Annotated in this window: 15 protein-coding genes and 1 tRNA gene; 7 read left to right on the top strand and 9 right to left on the bottom strand. The window is 59.6% G+C overall.

What is annotated here, in order from left to right:
- Positions 1 to 93 precede the first annotated feature (93 nt).
- From J0X15_RS10360 to J0X15_RS10345, 4 genes are all read right to left on the bottom strand, one after another.
- Positions 94 to 1,575 (bottom strand): methyl-accepting chemotaxis protein, encoded by a 1,482-nt coding sequence (locus J0X15_RS10360; RefSeq protein WP_206940422.1) that lies wholly within the window; start codon positions 1,573 to 1,575, stop codon positions 94 to 96.
- Complete coding sequence (locus J0X15_RS10355) at positions 1,572 to 1,889, bottom strand: hypothetical protein (protein WP_206940420.1); 318 nt, start codon at positions 1,887 to 1,889, stop codon at positions 1,572 to 1,574. The genes J0X15_RS10360 and J0X15_RS10355 overlap by 4 nt, the downstream gene beginning before the upstream one ends.
- Before the next feature lie 329 nt (positions 1,890 to 2,218).
- On the bottom strand, positions 2,219 to 2,878 hold the full coding sequence (gene msrA / locus J0X15_RS10350) for a peptide-methionine (S)-S-oxide reductase MsrA (protein WP_206940418.1): 660 nt from the start codon (positions 2,876 to 2,878) through the stop codon (positions 2,219 to 2,221).
- 243 nt (positions 2,879 to 3,121) lie between these two features.
- Positions 3,122 to 3,448 (bottom strand): hypothetical protein, encoded by a 327-nt coding sequence (locus J0X15_RS10345; protein ID WP_206940416.1) that lies wholly within the window; start codon positions 3,446 to 3,448, stop codon positions 3,122 to 3,124.
- A 109-nt stretch (positions 3,449 to 3,557) separates the two neighbouring features.
- Between J0X15_RS10345 and J0X15_RS10340 the strand changes: the two genes are divergently transcribed.
- The 6 genes from J0X15_RS10340 (at position 3,558) to J0X15_RS10315 (ending at position 7,832) form a co-directional block, all read left to right on the top strand.
- Positions 3,558 to 3,764, top strand: a complete 207-nt coding sequence (locus J0X15_RS10340) for a hypothetical protein (protein WP_206940414.1) — start codon at positions 3,558 to 3,560, stop codon at positions 3,762 to 3,764.
- Positions 3,765 to 3,854: transfer RNA gene (locus J0X15_RS10335), tRNA-Ser, on the top strand.
- 175 nt (positions 3,855 to 4,029) lie between these two features.
- Positions 4,030 to 4,710: a Crp/Fnr family transcriptional regulator gene (locus J0X15_RS10330; protein WP_206940412.1), complete on the top strand. Its 681-nt coding sequence runs from the start codon at positions 4,030 to 4,032 to the stop codon at positions 4,708 to 4,710.
- A gap of 176 nt (positions 4,711 to 4,886) precedes the next feature.
- The gene (locus J0X15_RS10325; RefSeq protein WP_206940410.1) at positions 4,887 to 5,096 is read left to right on the top strand and encodes a YgaP family membrane protein; all 210 of its coding nucleotides are present in this window, start codon (positions 4,887 to 4,889) and stop codon (positions 5,094 to 5,096) included.
- Positions 5,097 to 5,116: 20 nt separating this feature from the next.
- Positions 5,117 to 6,001 (top strand): MBL fold metallo-hydrolase, encoded by an 885-nt coding sequence (locus J0X15_RS10320; protein WP_206940408.1) that lies wholly within the window; start codon positions 5,117 to 5,119, stop codon positions 5,999 to 6,001.
- 100 nt (positions 6,002 to 6,101) lie between these two features.
- Positions 6,102 to 7,832 carry a SulP family inorganic anion transporter gene (locus J0X15_RS10315; RefSeq protein ID WP_206940406.1) on the top strand — a complete coding sequence of 577 codons (1,731 nt, stop codon included), beginning with the start codon at positions 6,102 to 6,104 and terminating at the stop codon, positions 7,830 to 7,832.
- A gap of 528 nt (positions 7,833 to 8,360) precedes the next feature.
- On the opposite strand, the gene J0X15_RS10310 is transcribed toward J0X15_RS10315, so the two are convergent.
- From J0X15_RS10310 to J0X15_RS10300, 3 genes are read right to left on the bottom strand one after another with little or no spacing between them, the layout of a single operon-like run.
- Positions 8,361 to 9,884: an efflux transporter outer membrane subunit gene (locus J0X15_RS10310; protein ID WP_206940404.1), complete on the bottom strand. Its 1,524-nt coding sequence runs from the start codon at positions 9,882 to 9,884 to the stop codon at positions 8,361 to 8,363.
- Between the two features lie 17 nt (positions 9,885 to 9,901).
- Entirely contained in the window at positions 9,902 to 13,042 is a 3,141-nt protein-coding gene (locus J0X15_RS10305; RefSeq protein WP_206940402.1) for an efflux RND transporter permease subunit, read from the bottom strand.
- The gene (locus J0X15_RS10300) at positions 13,042 to 14,217 is read right to left on the bottom strand and encodes an efflux RND transporter periplasmic adaptor subunit (RefSeq protein WP_206940995.1); all 1,176 of its coding nucleotides are present in this window, start codon (positions 14,215 to 14,217) and stop codon (positions 13,042 to 13,044) included. Before J0X15_RS10300 ends, J0X15_RS10305 begins: the two co-directional genes overlap by 1 nt.
- Before the next feature lie 196 nt (positions 14,218 to 14,413).
- On the opposite strand from J0X15_RS10300, the gene J0X15_RS10295 reads away from it, so the two are divergent.
- Positions 14,414 to 15,112 (top strand): TetR/AcrR family transcriptional regulator, encoded by a 699-nt coding sequence (locus tag J0X15_RS10295; protein WP_206940400.1) that lies wholly within the window; start codon positions 14,414 to 14,416, stop codon positions 15,110 to 15,112.
- Between the two features lie 80 nt (positions 15,113 to 15,192).
- Here the strand turns inward: J0X15_RS10295 and J0X15_RS20365 are convergent, their stop codons facing one another.
- Positions 15,193 to 16,335: an energy transducer TonB family protein gene (locus J0X15_RS20365; protein ID WP_206940398.1), complete on the bottom strand. Its 1,143-nt coding sequence runs from the start codon at positions 16,333 to 16,335 to the stop codon at positions 15,193 to 15,195.
- The gene (locus tag J0X15_RS10285; protein ID WP_206940396.1) at positions 16,332 to 16,730 is read right to left on the bottom strand and encodes an ExbD/TolR family protein; all 399 of its coding nucleotides are present in this window, start codon (positions 16,728 to 16,730) and stop codon (positions 16,332 to 16,334) included. The genes J0X15_RS20365 and J0X15_RS10285 overlap by 4 nt, the downstream gene beginning before the upstream one ends.
- Positions 16,731 to 16,783: the final 53 nt, after the last annotated feature.

The raw sequence follows: 16,783 nt of genomic DNA, 5'->3' as shown, positions 1-16,783 counted from the left end.
CCGCGACGCGTCAAGAGGCGGCACACCACCAAGACCCAAAAAGGCCGCTCCTTGCGGGAAGCGGCCTCCTCATCAATCACATGAAAGCAGCTTTTAGGCTGCGACATCCTTCAGGAAGTCATCAACGGCCTGCCGCATCTGTTCGGCTTCGCGCTCGAGTTCTGCTGCGACGTCAGCCACGCTGGCCGCAGAGGAAGTTGTTGTTTCAGCTGCTTCGGTCAATCCACCAACACTGCTCGCCACAATGCCGGTGCCATTTGCAGCTTCGGCGACATTGCGCGAGATCTCGTTGGTGGCGGAACCTTGTTCATCCACCGCAGCAGCAATCGTGGCCGTGTAGTTGTTGACCTGATCCATGGTGGTGGCGATGGCTGAAATTGCCTCCACCGCATCTTTGGTTTCGCCTTGAATGGCAGCGATCTGCGCGCCGATTTCCTCAGTCGCCTTGGATGTCTGTGTCGCCAGCTCCTTTACTTCGGAGGCAACGACCGCAAATCCGCGACCGGCTTCGCCCGCGCGCGCGGCCTCGATGGTCGCATTGAGGGCAAGCAGATTGGTCTGTTCGGCAATCGCCTGGATCAGCGTCACAACCTCACCGATCCGATTAGCAGATTCCGACAGGCCGGCAACTTTGCGATTGCTGGTCTGAACACTGTCGGTCGCCTGCGCCACGATCCTTGTGGTCTCATCCACCTGACGGGTGATCTCGTTGATGCTGGCCGAAAGCTCTTCAGCCGCACTGGCCACCGTCTGCACGTTCTGGGACGCTGTTTCTGCAGCCCGTGAGGCTTGCGAAGCCCGACCCGATGTATCCTCGGCAACGCCGCCCAGGTTCTGGGATGCGTCACGCATCTGCCGGACCTGCGTCGTTACAGAGGCCAGTTTGCTTTCAATCTCGTCTCGGAACTCCTGAATCCGAACCCCGATGAGAGCCTGACGCTGACGCTCCCCTTCCATCCGGTGCTCTTCCGCCTGCTGCATGCTGGAGGCCTGGATATTGGCCGCTTCAGCATCTGTGCGTGACTTTTCAACGCCGACGAAGGCGCGTTCGAGCTGGCTGACAACCCACAACAGGATGGAGGCCTCGACAACGACGATGGCAGCGTGAAAGACAACCCGGAGAAAGTTCGAGCCATCCGGGAATACGGCCCACGGCAAAGCAAAATTCAAGGTCAGGTGGTGAACCGCGACAACAGCCGAATAAGCCACGATGGAACGCCAGTCGACCCATCCAGTCAGAACCGCCATGACGGCAAAGAAGTACATATGGGCATCGATCTGGAAGGACGAGCCTTGCCCCTCGCTCGCCATGGAGGCCACCAGCAACCCAACCAGCGCCGCTAGGGAAATTGATGTGGCGAGGCGGGTTTCCGCCTTGGTTCCGAACTTGATCCAGGTGCCTGTCGCAGCAGCTCCAACCAGCAAGGCGGCGCCAGACAGGATCACGGTCGGGGCGTGTGGATGCCACCAGCTGCTGACCATGATCAGCAGGACATTCATCCAGATGAAATAGACGACGTATTTGGAAAATGCTTCTCTCAGCCGATCAAGGCTGTTGCTTACAGATGTTGTCATGATGATAACCTCCCCCAGTTTCCCGGAATCGCGCCAAGACAGCTCTGCCAAACCTTTGCAGACATGACCGCCATTGCTCCCGCGGAATAATATTGGCCGATGCTGCTCTGAGCGCCCTCCATGGACACCGCAACCCATCCGCCTGGGCTTGTCGACACGATGCGTCCGCCGGCGCGCGCGACCACTTCAGCTGCTGGCACGCCCCAGGGAGAGGACACCACAACGACTGCCTCTCCTGGCCCCGGCTGAACGGCCGCCAGGATCATGACGAGGCAAGCCCCGATGAAATAGCTGGCGATGAAACGGCGAGACATTGACCATCCCTATTAAAAAACTTTGCGACAAACTAACACATGCGGCATTTCCTTTAATATTTCCTGACTGCCCCTCTTCAGGGAAATACTAAAGTGACTTCCGCTACTTTTTTCTCGCCAAGCGTGCAATTACGCGTTGTATTTACTCATGACAAAACTCCCAAGCACCAATAAATCACGGATCTCGCACTTCAAAGTGACAGGTTTAACTCTAGGGAAAAGGCATCCCCCACTGCTCTTTTGACAAGAAAAAACGCCGCAACCCGAAGGTGCGGCGTCTCTTCAAACTGTTGCCGGATCAGCCTGTCGCAACCGGCGGATCAGCGCCTTCAGGCGAAAGCAGGACACGACACGCCTGTTCCACCGATGCCGCAATAGCCAGCAGGGTTCTTGGCCAGATATTGCTGGTGTGATGCCTCGGCATACTGGAATTCAGCCAGGGGAAGCTGACGCACCTCCGTGGTGATGTCAGCCTTGACGCCAGAGGCCTTCAAAGCATCCTGATAGACCCGCTGTGATGCCAACACCACAGCCAGATCCTCCTCGGTCTGGGCAAAGCAGGCCGAACGATATTGCGTTCCGGTGTCATTGCCCTGACGCATGCCCTGGGTCGGGTCATGGGCCTGCCAGAACACCTGCAGCAGCGCTTCAAGCGAGACCTTGGCTGGGTCATAGACCACAAGGACTGCTTCCGTATGGCCGGTTCGGCCGGTGCAGGTTTCCTGGTAGGTCGGGTTCGGCGTATAGCCACCGGCATATCCGACAGCGGTCACCCAGACGCCGTCCATCTGCCAAAAGACCCTCTCTGCACCCCAGAAACAGCCCATGCCCACGATCAGCGTCTTGAAGCCATCGGGAAACGGTCCGGTCATGGGGCGGCCTGAGACGAAGTGCGGTTCCTCGGGAACAATCGGCTGCGCCCGTCCGGGAAGAGCCTCCTCCGGGGTGGGCATGGAGAATTTTTTCATGAGTGTGGTCATGAACGACATGGCTCTCTCCTTGTCTGAAGATCGCTCCGGATCGGCCAAGAGGGCCTTGCGGATGGTGTGAACGATGGTTGTGAGAGATAGATAGGCCGGTCGAACTCAAGCTTCAATGTGCTTCAAGCTTCAAAATTTGACGGCGACGGTTCCCGCTGCAGCCGTCTGCATGGAAGGCGGGCTTTGTGCCACCTCCAGGAAGCCAAGCCTCGGTCTTCGCTCGACCTGCAGCTCAGGTCGACGGAGCCGGGCTCAAACGTATGACAGGCTGCGGGTCTGGCGCGGCCAGCCGATCCACATCAGCAGTAATCCTGCGATGGCAAACACCATGAAAACCGGAAGATAGGTCAGGAGTTCCAGCGAACTTGATGTGAAGGCCGCACTCATCGGCAGCGCCCCGGCAGATGCCGTGAGGGTCAGGCTATCACCGACTATGGTCGCCCAGAAATCTCCAAAGGAGGTGAAGGTCAGACTGGACTGGGCAATCATCTTGCTACCGTCGACAACCGCGACAACCAGCGCAGCGGCCAGAAAACCGCATCCGCCCAAACGACAAAGTACTCGTATCAACGCCAACATATTACTCTACTCACCTCCCCAGGTGACCGGGAATTACACCCGCCACCAATCGGTCTGTGCCGATCAGGTGGCAGTCCCATATTTTGCTGCAAAGTCCCGCGGAACGCACTTGGCTATTCCAACGCCGTTAAAACAGCTGCGTTCCAACAGCCAAAACAACAATTTCACAGGCCTGCAAAAACCGCAGAAAACCGCCAATAAAAATTACTATCCACAAGCTAAAATCAACCAGCCAAAAAAATCAGGCAGGCGACTTGCCATGCAGAAATCCCCGAGTATATTGCGCCACCTGAAGGCGGCAATCAACCGCTTTTAAGGACAGGTGGCCGAGTGGCTTAAGGCGCACGCTTGGAAAGCGTGTGAGCGTGAAAGCGTTCCGAGGGTTCGAATCCCTCTCTGTCCGCCATTTACTTTTTTACCCTAAAATCAGATGTTTATCATTTCCCCTCTGGGGAAAGACGATTGATTCCTGGCCAGAACTGCGGTCGAGCGGTTAAGCTTGCAGCTGGAAACCGGGCGCTTGTTTATCTTCACGTTTCAGTGTGCACCCTGATCCACCAAGGATGCGGGAGACCTGACGCATGCATGTCCAAACCACCGACTGGATCTCTCAGTTCGCAGGATTGAGCCGACTGCCGCAGGACTTGCGGGATGTGCTCGTGGGCGGGTCGCAGGTCATCTCTGTCGCTGCCGGCACCGAAATATTTGCGCCGGGTCAGTCTGCCGACAACCTCCTGCTGCTGCTTGATGGCACCGTCCGGGTGCAGCAAAAATCCGAAACCGGACGTGAAGTCTTCCTGTACCGGGTGCATGCTGGCGAAAGCTGTGTCCTGACCACCGCCTGCATGCTGGCCTATGAGGATTACTCCGCTGACGGCGTTGCCGAAACGGACATCACAGCGGTCGCCATTCCGCGCAAGACCTTCGACGACCTGGCCGGCAGGTCCCCGGTGTTTCGCGAATTCATCTTCAAGGCTTACTCCCGACGCATCACCGACCTCTTCACCCTGATCGACGACATCGTCTTTCAACGCATGGACGTGCGCTTGGCGGCGCGGTTGCTGGAGCTGGCCGACACGAAGAATGTCGTTCACGCCACCCATCAGACCCTCGGCAACGAGCTGGGTACGGCGCGCGAGGTGATTTCTCGAACGCTGGCGGAATTTCAGCGCCGCGGCTGGGTGCAACAGGCGCGCGGTGAAGTGCATCTTGTCGGCAAGAGCGGCATCGAGCGGTTGGCGCACTCCTCTGGCGAGCGCTAGACACAGATCGCCAGACAGGTAGCTCCCGCATTTCGCGCTCTCCGCATCTCCTGCAGCTGCTTCGCAGCCCTTCCCCCTGCTCGATCGAACGTCCGTTCCAATGTGACGAAGTCACCGTGGCGCAATCGGCTCACGGTCTAGGATGTCTCATCGGGTTTGTTCGAGGAGACGACATCATGAGCATGAATATCGGAAGACTGGACCGGGGACTTCGCCTCGTTGTCGCGGCCCTACTCTACGCACTTGCCTTCGCACCGCAGATTGCCTTGACCGGCTTGGCCTATTGGCTGGCTCTTCTGGTTGGCGCCATTCTCGTTCTGACCGCCCTCGTCGGCATCTGCCCGCTTTACAGCGTTCTCGGACTGACAACCTGCCGGAAGTGCTGAGCCAACGGATGGAGGATGACATGAGCTATGCAACCCATATGGAGATCCGTCCCGATGTGACCGGGTTCTTCGATGCCGCAACCAACACCATTTCCTATGTGGTCCAGGATCCCGCATCCACCGCCTGCGCGGTCGTCGATCCCGTCATGGACATCGACTATGCCGCCGGGCGCATTTCCCACGCCCATGCCGATGACATCATCGCGTTTATCCAGAAAAACGGGCTCACGCTCGACTGGCTGATTGAAACCCACGTTCACGCCGACCATCTGTCGGGCGCCCCCTACATTCAGGAGAAACTGGGCGGCAAACTAGGCATCGGCGCGAACATCATCATCGTACAGGAGACGTTCGGCAAGGTCTTCAACGAAGGCACCGAGTTCCAGCGTGATGGCTCACAGTTCGACCAGCTGTTCGAGGATGGCGATACCTACCGCGTCGGCGGCATGGAGTGTCGGGCGTTACACACGCCGGGCCACACCCCGGCCTGCATGACCCATGTGATGGGCGATGCGGCCTTTGTCGGCGATACGCTGTTCATGCCGGACGGAGGGTCTGCCCGTGCGGATTTTCCCGGCGGCGACGCCGGCACGCTTTATGACAGCATTCAAAAAGTGCTCAGCCTGCCCGACGAGACCCGTCTGTTCATGTGCCACGACTATGGGCCGAACGGACGCGATATCCGCTGGGAGACCACGGTCGCCGACGAAAAGGCCCACAACATCCATGTCGGCAACGGCACATCCCGGGAGGAGTTCGTCGCCTTCCGAACCGCACGAGATGCCAAGCTCGACATGCCGAAACTGATCATCCCGTCGCTGCAGATCAACATGCGGGGCGGCGACCTGCCACCTGCCGACGACACCGGCAAGCGGTTTTTGAAAGTCCCCATCAACGGCCTGTAAAAGGCCACGATCCCCTGACGACGGTCTGTGATGCAGACAGGAGCTGCGTCGCAGACCGTCGCGCATCCATGCCCATCTGCCGAAACTGTGAGCCCTTCCAATGTTGCGACGCTATCTGCCCGTTCTCGACTGGGGACGCAGCTATGATCGACATGCCCTGTCGAACGATCTGATTGCTGCGGTCATTGTGACCATCATGCTGATCCCACAGTCCCTCGCCTATGCGCTGCTTGCCGGTCTGCCGCCGGAAGCCGGTATCTATGCCTCCATCGTGCCGATCCTGCTGTATTCGGTTTTCGGCACATCGCGCTCTTTGGCGGTCGGGCCTGTTGCAGTGGTCTCCCTGTTGACGGCCACGGCGGTGGGGCAGGTGGCCGCGCAGGGCACTGCGGGCTATGCGGTCGCCGCGCTGACACTGGCGCTGCTGTCCGGTGGCTTTCTGGTCATTCTCGGGCTCTTCCGTCTCGGGTTCCTGGCAAACTTCCTCAGCCATCCGGTGATCGCCGGGTTCATCACCGCCTCCGGCCTGTTGATTGCAGCCAGCCAGTTGAAGCATATCCTGGGCATTCCCGCCGAAGGGCACACGCTGTTCGAGATCCTGGCTTCGCTGGCAGGGCACCTTTCCGAGATCAATCTGCCGACCGTGTTGCTCGGCGTCGGCGCCACCGGGTTCCTGTTCTGGGTGCGCAAGGGACTGAAACCCCTTTTGATCCGGCTTGGCCTGGGGCCGCGCCTGGCCCACGTCATTGCAAAGGCAGGGCCGGTGGCCGCCGTCATAGTCACCACCGTTCTTGTCAGCCAGTTGCAGCTTGACCGGGAGGGCGTTGCCATCGTCGGCGCCGTGCCGCAAAGCCTGCCGCCGTTCACCCTGCCCGACCTGTCCCTGGATCTGGTGCGTCAGCTCTGGCTTCCGGCGGTGCTGATTTCTATCATCGGTTTTGTCGAGAGCATGTCCGTGGCACAAACCCTGGCTGCCAAAAAACGCCAGCGGATCGGTCCCGATCAGGAGTTGATCGGGCTGGGCATGGCCAACATCGGCGCGGCCTTCACCGGTGGCTATCCAGTGACCGGTGGCTTTGCCCGCTCCGTCGTCAACTTCGATGCCGGGGCCGAGACCCCTGCTGCCGGCGCCTTTACGGCGCTCGGATTGGCCGTGGCTGCTGTCGCCTTGACGCCGTTGGTGTTCTTTCTGCCCAAAGCCACGCTGGCTGCGACCATCATCGTCGCCGTGCTCAGTCTCGTCGACCTCTCGACGCTGAAGAAGACCTGGTCCTATTCGCGCTCAGACTTTGCAGCTGTTTCCGCCACCATCGTTCTCACACTTGGACTCGGCGTCGAGATCGGCGTCGCCTCGGGTGTGCTCCTCTCGGTGCTGCTTCACCTCTACAAGACATCGCGCCCGCATGTGGCCGAAGTCGGGCTGGTTCCCGGCACCCAGCACTTTCGCAACATCGACCGACACGCCGTCGAAACCGATCCCCACCTGCTCAGCCTGCGGGTCGATGAGAGCCTTTATTTCGTCAACGCACGGTTTCTGGAGGATCTGATCCTCGACCGGGTGACGGACGGCTGCCAGATCCGCCATGTGGTGCTGCTTTTCTCCGCGGTCAACGATCTGGATTACTCGGCTCTGGAAAGTCTGGAAGCCATCAATGCCCGCTTGCGCGACATGGACATCAGTCTGCACCTGTCGGAGGTCAAGGGCCCGGTGATGGACAAGCTGCAGACCGGCTCTCTTCTGGCAAGCCTCAACGGCGAGGTGTTTCTGTCGCACTATTGCGCCTGGCAACGGCTGGCCTCACCCGTACCTCTCCCACCCGCTGGGGCATAGGTCAGACCCCGTGCGTCCGGCAGCTGTTTTCCTCGTGGACGCGGACATTGCCGAGACGCGATGCCGTTCGCCCGCCACCGGCGTCATCCTCGGGCTTGACCCGCTGCTGTTTGGGATTCCATGCCGCTCCCGTGCCACACATTCGGGCTCCCATTGACCAAGTGTAACGGCATGGATGCCATGATCAAGTCATGGCATGACGGAGAGAGATGGGGAATGAGCGAAAGGCTGGCATGATTCAGGAGCAACGCCCGCACCTTTCCTCGCAGCGAGCCTCTCCTCCCCACCCGCGTCATCCTCGGCTTGACCCGCTGCTGTTTGGGGATCCATGCCGCTCCCGTGCCACACATTCGGGCTCCCATTGACCAGGTGTAACGGCATGGATGCCATGGTCGAGCCATGGCATGACGGACACGGTGGGGCATGACGGACAGAGTGCGGCAGGACTGAAGGGGGCTGCGCCAAAACACACAAAAAGCCGAGAGATTTCTCCCCCGGCTTTTCATATGTCAGGCGCGCAAATCCGGGTTAGCCGGATATGGCCTTCGCCAGACGCGGGCCGGTGTTTTCGTCGACGACTTCAGGCTTGTCGGCGTTCACATCGCCGTTCCAGCCGCCACCCAGCGCCTTGTGCAGCGAGATGTAGTAGGTCGTCAGCAAAACCTGGCTCTGGATCAGAGTGTCTTCGGCCGAGTAGGTCGAGCGGTCTGTATCCAGAACGTCAAGGAAGCTGACCGCACCGGTCTTGTAAAGCGACTGGGACAGCTTGGAGGCTTCGCGGTAGCTGTCGGCAGACTTGGACAGGGCCGCCAGGCGGCGGCGTTCCTGGGTAAAGCCGACGAGGGCGTTTTCCACGTCCTCAAGCGCCCCCAGAACCGAGGCCCGATAGGCCAGGAACGACTGGTCGCGCTGAGCTTCGGCCAGCTCCACCGCAGCCGCCAGTTTGCCCGCATTGAACAACGGGACGCTGAGCGATGGCCCGAAGGACCAGCTGATGGAAGAGTTCTTGCCGATATCGCCCAGATCCGTCGCCGAGGTGGCGATGGCGCCTGTCAGGCTGACCGACGGATAACGCGCTGCCTCGGCCTGACCGATGGCAGCTGTCGACTGCGCCAGCTGACGCTCTGCCAGGCGCACATCCGGACGGGCCAGAAGCACATTGGCCGGAACGCCGGCCGGGAGCGGCAGACGTGGACGCGGGATCCGCTTGGACGCCGCGAGCTGTGAGGTCAGAGCCGTCGGCTCCTGCCCGGTCAGCACCCCGAGACGGTGAACGGACGCCGCCAAAGCCGTTTTCAGCGTCGGAATATTCGCCAGTGTCGAAGAGGCCTGACCTTCCGCATTGGCCACATCCACCCCGGACGAGGATCCGGCCTGGAAGCGGTTGCGGGTCAGCTTGGCGGTTTCTCCCTGAGAGTTGGCCGTACGCTGAGCCAGAGCGAGGCGCTGCTGGAAGCCACGTGCCTGAACGTAGTTGGTTGCCACGTCGCCGATCAGGGTCAGCATTGTGGAGCGCAATTCTTCCTCGGCTGCATCGAGGCCGTACTGGGCAGCCTCACGCGACCGCCGGTTGGCGCCGAACAGATCCAATTCCCAGCCGGCATCGAAGCCGCCATTCCAGACAGTGTTGACGTTGCCGGAAGCAGACGTTGCCGTCTTGGCCCGCGTTACAGCGGCCGAGCCGTCGAGGCTCGGGAACAGTGAGGCATTGGATTGCTTGTAGCTGGCACGCGCCGCCCGGATCTTGGCTTTGGCTGTGCGCACATCGAGATTGCTCTCAATAGCCTGGGCAATCAGATGGTCAAGCTGACTGTCGCCAAGCTTGGTCCACCAATAGGCCAGCTTCGGCACAGAGGCCGGAGTTGACGAATCCGCATTCTTCCAGCTGCCAGGCACCGACATGTTCGGTGTCTGATAGTCAGGGCCGACAGCACATCCACTCAGGAACGTCACCATCAGCAAGCCCGTCGCGATACGCTTGAAGCCTGACGTGCGACCAGCGGAGCTGGCCTGTCTTGCAGCCCCCGCCGGCCGTTCTCTAGTTACCCGCATGATAGTCCGCTCTTAAGTTATGTGTTTTCGCCCGAGGCCGATCCCGCAGAAGCAGGCAGCATGGCCGATTTTCCGCCGAAAATACGCCGTACTGCCACGAAGAGCAGAGGCACGAAGAAAATGCCGAGGACAGTGGAGGCAATCATGCCGCCCATCACCCCGATACCGATGGAGTTCTGCGCTCCCGAGCCTGCCCCGGTTGCAATTGCCAGTGGCAACACACCCAGAATGAAGGCGAAGGACGTCATCAGGATTGGCCGCAACCGCTGGCGGGCCGCGTCCAGAGTGGCCTCGACAAGCCCCTTGCCCTCCCGTTGCCGCTCAATCGCGAACTCGACGATCAGGATAGCGTTTTTCGCCGCCAAGCCAATCGTCGTCAACAGACCCACCTTGAAGTAGACGTCGTTGGTCTGATCAAACAGCATGGCTGCTGCCAGTGCTCCGAAAATACCGATCGGAACGGAGAGCATGACTGCAAATGGAATCGACCAGCTTTCATACAATGCCGCGAGGCAAAGGAACACCACCAGAATGGAGATGGCATACAGCGAAGCGGCCTGATCGCCGGACAGGCGTTCCTGATAAGACAGGCCCGTCCATTCCTTGACAAAGCCGGATGGCAGCTGGCCGACCAGGTTTTCAATCTCGTCCATTGCATCACCCGAGCTGACCCCGGCAGCAGCCTGGCCTTGCAGCTCTACAGCAGACGACCCGTTGAAGCGCTCGAGACGTGGCGATCCGTATGCCCAACGCGACGTGGCGAAAGCCGAGAACGGGACCATGTCGCCGTTGGTATTGCGCACATGCCACTGGTCGAGATCCGACGGCTGCATGCGGTAAGGTCCATCAGCCTGAACATAGACCGGCTTGATACGGCCACGATCAATGAAGTCGTTGACGTAATCCGAGCCCCAGGCAATCGACAGGGTGCTGTTGACGTTGGAGATCGACAGGTCGAGCAGGCGGGCCTTCTCAGTATCGATATCGATCTTGAACTGCGGCTCGTCTTCCTGACCATTCGGACGCGTGGCTGTCAGAAGCGGCGACTGACCGGCCATGCCGAGCAGCTGGTTGCGCACCTTGATCAGGCCGTCATGGCCGACGCCATTGATGTCCTGCAGATAGAAGGTGAAGCCGTTGGTGTTGCCCATGCCCTGGATGGCGGGAGGTGCCAATGCGAAAACCCGGGCATCATTATAGCGGAAGAAGGAGCCCATCGCCCGACCTGCGACGGCCTGGGCCGAAAGGCTCGGGTCCTGACGTTCCGAGAAGTCCTTCATGCGAACGAAAGCCAGACCGACATTCTGGCCCTGACCGCCGAAGCCGAAACCGGCAACCGTAAAGACACTCTCGACCGCATCCGGTTCATTTTCAATAAAGTGGGTCCGCACCCGATCCAGAACCTTGAGGGTCCGGTCCTGTGTGGCGCCCACCGGCAGGTTGACCATCGAGATCAAGATGCCCTGATCTTCCTGTGGCAGAAACGAGCTGGGAAGCTTGTTGAACATCCAGGCCATGCCACCGGCAATGATCAGGAAGATGACAAGGAAGGACTTGCCCCAGCGGATCATGCCGCCACTGGCCTTGCGGTAGCCATCGGCGCTGCGGTCGAAGCCGCGGTTGAACCAGCCGAACGGACCACGCTTGTGGCCGTGCTCGCTCTTTTTCAGAATCGTGGCACAAAGTGCCGGTGTGAGGACAAGCGCAACCAGAACCGACAGCATCATCGCTGAGACGATGGTGACCGAGAACTGGCGATAGATGATACCGACTGAGCCGCCGAAGAAGGCCATCGGCACAAAGACGGCGGACAGCACGACGGCGATCCCAATCAGCGCGCCGGTGATTTCCTTCATCGACTTGCGCGTGGCTTCACGGGGCGACAGCCCCTCTTCTTCCATCACACGTTCGACGTTTTCCACCACGACGATGGCGTCATCCACCAGCAGGCCGATGGCCAGCACCATGGCGAACATGGTCAAGGTGTTCACCGAATATCCGAAGAGTGCCAAAATCCCGAAGGTTCCAAGCAGCACCACCGGCACTGCCAAGGTCGGAATGATCGTCGCGCGGATATTCTGCAAGAACAGGAACATCACCAGGAAGACGAGCACCACCGCTTCGATCAGCGTGTGAACCACCTTCTCGATGGAGAGCTCGACGAAAGGCGTGGTGTCATACGGATAAACCACTTCCACGCCGGCTGGCAGTGTCGTCGACAGACGGTCAATGGTCTCACGCACGCGGGACGCCGTATCGATGGCGTTGGCGCCGGTGGCCAGTGTGATTGCGAGGCCTGAGGCGGGAAGGCCGTTGTAGGCAGCAGCCGTTGTGTAGCTCTCGTTGCCGATCTCGACCCGCGCCACATCATTGAGGCGGACGATGGATCCGTCACCGGAACTTTTCAGAATGATGTCGCGAAATTGCTGCACCGTCTGGAGACGGCTGGAGGCAGTCACCGTGGCGTTGAGCTGCTGGCCCTGCACTTGCGGCAAACCGCCGAGCTGGCCAGCGGAAACCTGGGTGTTCTGAGCTTCAATTGCCGAGCTGACATCAGTCGGCATCAGCGCGTATTTGTTCAGCTTGGCCGGATCGAGCCAGATGCGCATGGCATAGCCGGAGCCGAAGAGCCGGGTTTCGCCCACGCCTTCAACACGCTTCAGCGTATCGTTCAGGGTGTTGTCGACATAATCGGCGATGTCGGTTGAGGTCATGCGGCCGTCATTCGAGACGAAGCCCAGAACCATCAGAAAGCCGGAGGTCGACTTGTTGACCGTGATCCCGGTGGACTGAACCACCTGCGGCAACTGGCTGCTGACGAGCTGCAGTTTGTTCTGCACCTGCATCTGGGCGATGTCCGGATCGGCTTCACTGTTGAAGGTCAGCGAGATCTGGGCCGAGCCCGTGGCCGAGGACGTCGATGTCATGTAGTCGAGATTATCAATCCCCGACATGCCCTGTTCGATCACCTTGGTGACCGAGTTTTCAACTGTTTCGGCGTCGGCGCCTGGATAGCTGGCAGAAATGTTGACCGCTGTCGGTGCGATCTGCGGATACTGCGAGACCGACAACTGAGTGATGGCCAATGCGCCCGCCAACATCGTGACGATCGCGATGACCCAGGCGAAAATCGGCCTGTCGATAAAGAACGCTGACATCAGTTCGTCTTCTCGCCCTGGTTCGTGACGGCATCGCCGCGACTCTCCACCTCACCGGTGGTCTCATTGATGGTCACCAGAGTGCCGGTGGCCTCCTGTCCGGCCTTGACGAAGAGGGTTCCCTCAACGATCAGCCGTTCACCATCGGAAATACCTTCGCTGACAAGCCAGTTGTTACCGACATTGCCGTTGACCTCCAGGATGCGCTCGTCAACCTTGCCGTCCTGCCCGAGGAAAAAGGCAATCGGCTCGCCACGGGCGTTCCGGGTCACCGCTCGCTGGGGCACCAGATAGGAGTTCTGGGCAATGCCCTCCTCAACAGCTGCCTGCACATACATGCCAGGCAGCAGCAGACGATCCGGGTTGGGGAACTCGGCGCGCAAGGTGTAGGTGCCGGTGGTCGGGTCCACATAGGCTTCGGAAAACTCAAGATGACCGGTGAGCGGATATTCTTCCCCGGTTTCCAGGTCCAGGCGCACCTGGACGTTGTCACCCGTCAGCTTGACGCGACCTTCACGGACCGCTTTGCGCAGGTTCAACAGATTGGTGCTCGACTGGGTGAGATCGACGTTGATCGGATCCAGCTGACGAATGGTCGTCAATGCGGTCGTCTGGCTGGCAGTTACCAGCGCCCCAACAGACAGGCTGGAGCTTTCGATGCGGCCGGCGATGGGCGCACGGATCTTGGTGCGGTCGAGATTGATCTTCGCGGTCTGAACGTTTGCCTTGGCGGAGGCAACATCCGCCTTGGCCTGGGCCAGCGTCGCGCGCGCATCATCTAGATCCTGCTTGGCAACGGCATTCTGGCTGATCAGCTCTTCATAGCGCTCAAGCTTGGTCTGAGCACTGGGGAGTGCAGCCTCGGCGCGTGTCAGCGCGGCGACCGCACTGTCGTACGTTGCCTGATAAGCATCGTCGTCAATGCGGTAGAGAATTTCGCCAGCCTTGACTTCAGAGCCTTCCTTGAACAGACGTTCTTCGATGATGCCGCCGACCTGTGGGCGAACTTCGGCGTCAAGCGAGGCAACCGTGCGTCCCGACAGCTTTGCAGTGACCGCAACGGACTGGGGATGCAACTCAACCACGCCAACCTGCGCCTTGGGAGCTGCCTGACCTGCGCCCTGCGCGTAAACTTGTGAGTGTAATCCGGTCGCAGCAAGCAAACCTGAGATCATCAGAACGCGTGCCGCTCTTGGCACTGAAAGACGCCGGTGGGCGTGCCTAATTTCAGGAGTTTGGGTCATGATGGCCGGATCCTTTTCGCACTCGAACTCATGTCGAGTTTTACAAAACTCACGAGTACCACTAGTGTGGACTCAGCACGGGAGTCAATCAAATATCCGTATCAAACCGTAACGAATGGGGCGGAAGATGAAACCTTCCTCACATGCACTCGAAAAAGGCAGCAAGCCTGGCACCCTCAAGCTGGAGCGCACTTCTTTGTGCCGACCCAGAGGCCGACAGAAAGTGCATGAGACGGAAACCCTCAAGTCTCAAGTTATCGAGATTGCCTTCCAGACCTTTCAAAAGCATTCTTACAAGGGCACGACGATGTCCCTGATTGCAACGAATTGCGGTATTTCAAAAAGAACGCTTTACGAATTGTTTCCGTCAAAGACTGATCTATTCGCTGAATTGGCAATGCTCCACCGCTCTAATATCGTTCAACTGTCAGGGGACTATGACAACTTGCCACTTGAACAGGCTTTGTTGGAAATTTTTCGTGTCGAGCGCTGCGACGAAGAGCATCGCCAGCAATCTGCCGAGATGCGGCTTTTCTACGTCGAAGCGGTCGCCAACCCGGAACTCGGGGAAATTCTGAAGAAATTCTGCGGTGCGGATCTCCATAATCTGCTGACCGGCTGGGTCATCGGCCAGGTCGAACGCGGGAGAATCTCCTCCCCTTCGCCTCCCGATACCGCGAAGTATCTGATGGATGTGCTGATCGGCGCCCAAATATTCCGGGCCAAGGATCCTGCCAGTATTCCCGGCGTGTCAGATCTGCGCACCTATATGCGCAATGCAGTTGCCATGCTGGTTCACGGACTGGCGCCGCGCGAAGATCCCTGACGGCTCACATCACCTGGGGCTTAGAACGCAAAACGGGGAGGCTTGCATCCTCCCCGCTGGCCTTTTCTGCTTGCCGAAAGCTACTGGAAACTGATCGGAATACTGAAAGACATGCTGTTGCCCGGCATCTCGGGCGGCATCTTCGGCATGCGACCGGCCTTCCGCACCATCAGCACCGCGGCCTGATCCGTCTCGGAATTGCCCGATGACCCGCTGATGCGGATGTTGCTGACTGCCCCGTTGCGGCTGACCACGAAGCTTATGCGAACCCGTCCCTTGACCCGACGGTTGCGCACATAACGCTTCGCCCGGGCGATCTTGGAATGCACCTTGCCGGAATAATTGGAGCGGGCAGCATTGCCCTGCTGCTTCGCGTTGCCGGCGTTGGTGCCCTGACGGCTGGACTGTTGCTGCTTGGGATTGGCGTTATCCGCGCCCTTGCGGGAACTGACATTGGTGCCGCGCGGCTTGGCAGGCTTCTTCTTCGTAATCTTCTTTTTCGGTGGTTCCGGCTTGGCCATGGGCACCTGAGTGACCAGTTCCTCCGGAGTGATTTCTTCCTCGACCTCTGTCGGGGCAATGGCCGCTACAACCTGCGGCTTCACCTGCTCGACCGGCTTGATTTCCAGCGGTTCAGTCTGCTGCACCGGCTCGATCTGCTCCACCGGCTTCGCATCGAGCTGCTCAACGGGTTGGGTCGTGGGTGTCGTCACCGGAGTGGCCTGCTCGATTTCCTTTGGCGGCTCGACCGCTTCAAGCTTTTCGACAGGCTGCGTCATTTCCACCGGCTTGACCGCAGCGGTCTCGACCAGCTCGACATCCCCCAGAGGCTTCATAACCTCCATTTCGGGCTGTTCCAGCTCCGGCGGAGGGGGCAGTTCGTCGGCACTCTCTGTATTCACCGGCGCCACATCGGTGACGCCTCGCACCACAGGCTGAACAGCCGCGACCTGCATTGGTTGAACCTGGGTGACCGGCTGGATGATCTGTTCGACCGGCTCGGCCTTGACGGCTTTCACTTCCTCAAGCGGCTCTTCGACCGGTTCCAGCGGCGTGTCGGTGCCCTCAACCAGGTCTTCCAGAGAACCGATCACGGAGACCGATCCGCCGTCAGAGGCGGCGATCAGGGTTTCTTCCGGGTCCGGTGCAAAATAGGCCGATCCCGCGCCATGAACGGCAAGAGACAGCACACCACCTACAAGGAGAAGACGGTAAAACTTCACGGCTTGCCTTTCCGGGTGATCAGAACCACGTCGGTCCGTTCGATGTCGCGCAGCTGGGCGAGCACTTCTTCCAGCCGATCTGCCGGCAGGTTGCCGTCGGCAGCGATCTTCAGTGGCTCATCCGCCAGGTCTGAAACAGCATGGGCGGCGACAAAGTCTGCGACCGTCGTCTCCTGGTCCTGCGACAGCAGCAGGCCATCGAAGGTCAGGATCATCGCCCCGGTGGAGCGGATGTTTTCGTCCTCGGAAATATCTTCCGGTGGCTCGACCTGACGCGCGTCGTCACGCGCCACGGAGCCGGCGAACAGGAAGAAGATCAGCATCAAGAACACCACGTTGATCAACGGAATGGTATTCTCGGGCGGCTCTCGCCGTACCGGGCGCTTCATGCGCATGGGGGCAATTCCCTATCTTCTGGCTTTGCAATCAGGCCCGACCCGAAGGTTCC

The sequence above is a fragment of the Roseibium limicola genome, assembly GCF_017313085.1.
GTDB classification, from domain to species: domain Bacteria; phylum Pseudomonadota; class Alphaproteobacteria; order Rhizobiales; family Stappiaceae; genus Roseibium; species Roseibium limicola.
Note: the sequence above shows the minus strand (reverse complement) of the source record. Positions and strands in the feature narration are given on the sequence as shown.

Bases quoted from the DNA above. Each gene is read 5' to 3' on its own strand.
- J0X15_RS10310 (WP_206940404.1), bottom strand. From the start codon at position 9,884: ATGCGGGTAACTAGAGAACGGCCGGCGGGGGCTGCAAGACAGGCCAGC.
- J0X15_RS10295 (WP_206940400.1), top strand. From the start codon at position 14,414: ATGAAACCTTCCTCACATGCACTCGAAAAAGGCAGCAAGCCTGGCACC.
- J0X15_RS10345 (WP_206940416.1), bottom strand. From the start codon at position 3,448: ATGTTGGCGTTGATACGAGTACTTTGTCGTTTGGGCGGATGCGGTTTT.
- J0X15_RS10285 (WP_206940396.1), bottom strand. From the start codon at position 16,730: ATGCGCATGAAGCGCCCGGTACGGCGAGAGCCGCCCGAGAATACCATT.
- msrA (WP_206940418.1), bottom strand. From the start codon at position 2,878: ATGTCGTTCATGACCACACTCATGAAAAAATTCTCCATGCCCACCCCG.
- J0X15_RS10355 (WP_206940420.1), bottom strand. From the start codon at position 1,889: ATGTCTCGCCGTTTCATCGCCAGCTATTTCATCGGGGCTTGCCTCGTC.
- J0X15_RS10325 (WP_206940410.1), top strand. From the start codon at position 4,887: ATGAGCATGAATATCGGAAGACTGGACCGGGGACTTCGCCTCGTTGTC.
- J0X15_RS10315 (WP_206940406.1), top strand. From the start codon at position 6,102: ATGTTGCGACGCTATCTGCCCGTTCTCGACTGGGGACGCAGCTATGAT.
- J0X15_RS10360 (WP_206940422.1), bottom strand. From the start codon at position 1,575: ATGACAACATCTGTAAGCAACAGCCTTGATCGGCTGAGAGAAGCATTT.
- J0X15_RS10330 (WP_206940412.1), top strand. From the start codon at position 4,030: ATGCATGTCCAAACCACCGACTGGATCTCTCAGTTCGCAGGATTGAGC.
- J0X15_RS10305 (WP_206940402.1), bottom strand. From the start codon at position 13,042: ATGTCAGCGTTCTTTATCGACAGGCCGATTTTCGCCTGGGTCATCGCG.
- J0X15_RS10320 (WP_206940408.1), top strand. From the start codon at position 5,117: ATGAGCTATGCAACCCATATGGAGATCCGTCCCGATGTGACCGGGTTC.
- J0X15_RS10300 (WP_206940995.1), bottom strand. From the start codon at position 14,217: ATGATCTCAGGTTTGCTTGCTGCGACCGGATTACACTCACAAGTTTAC.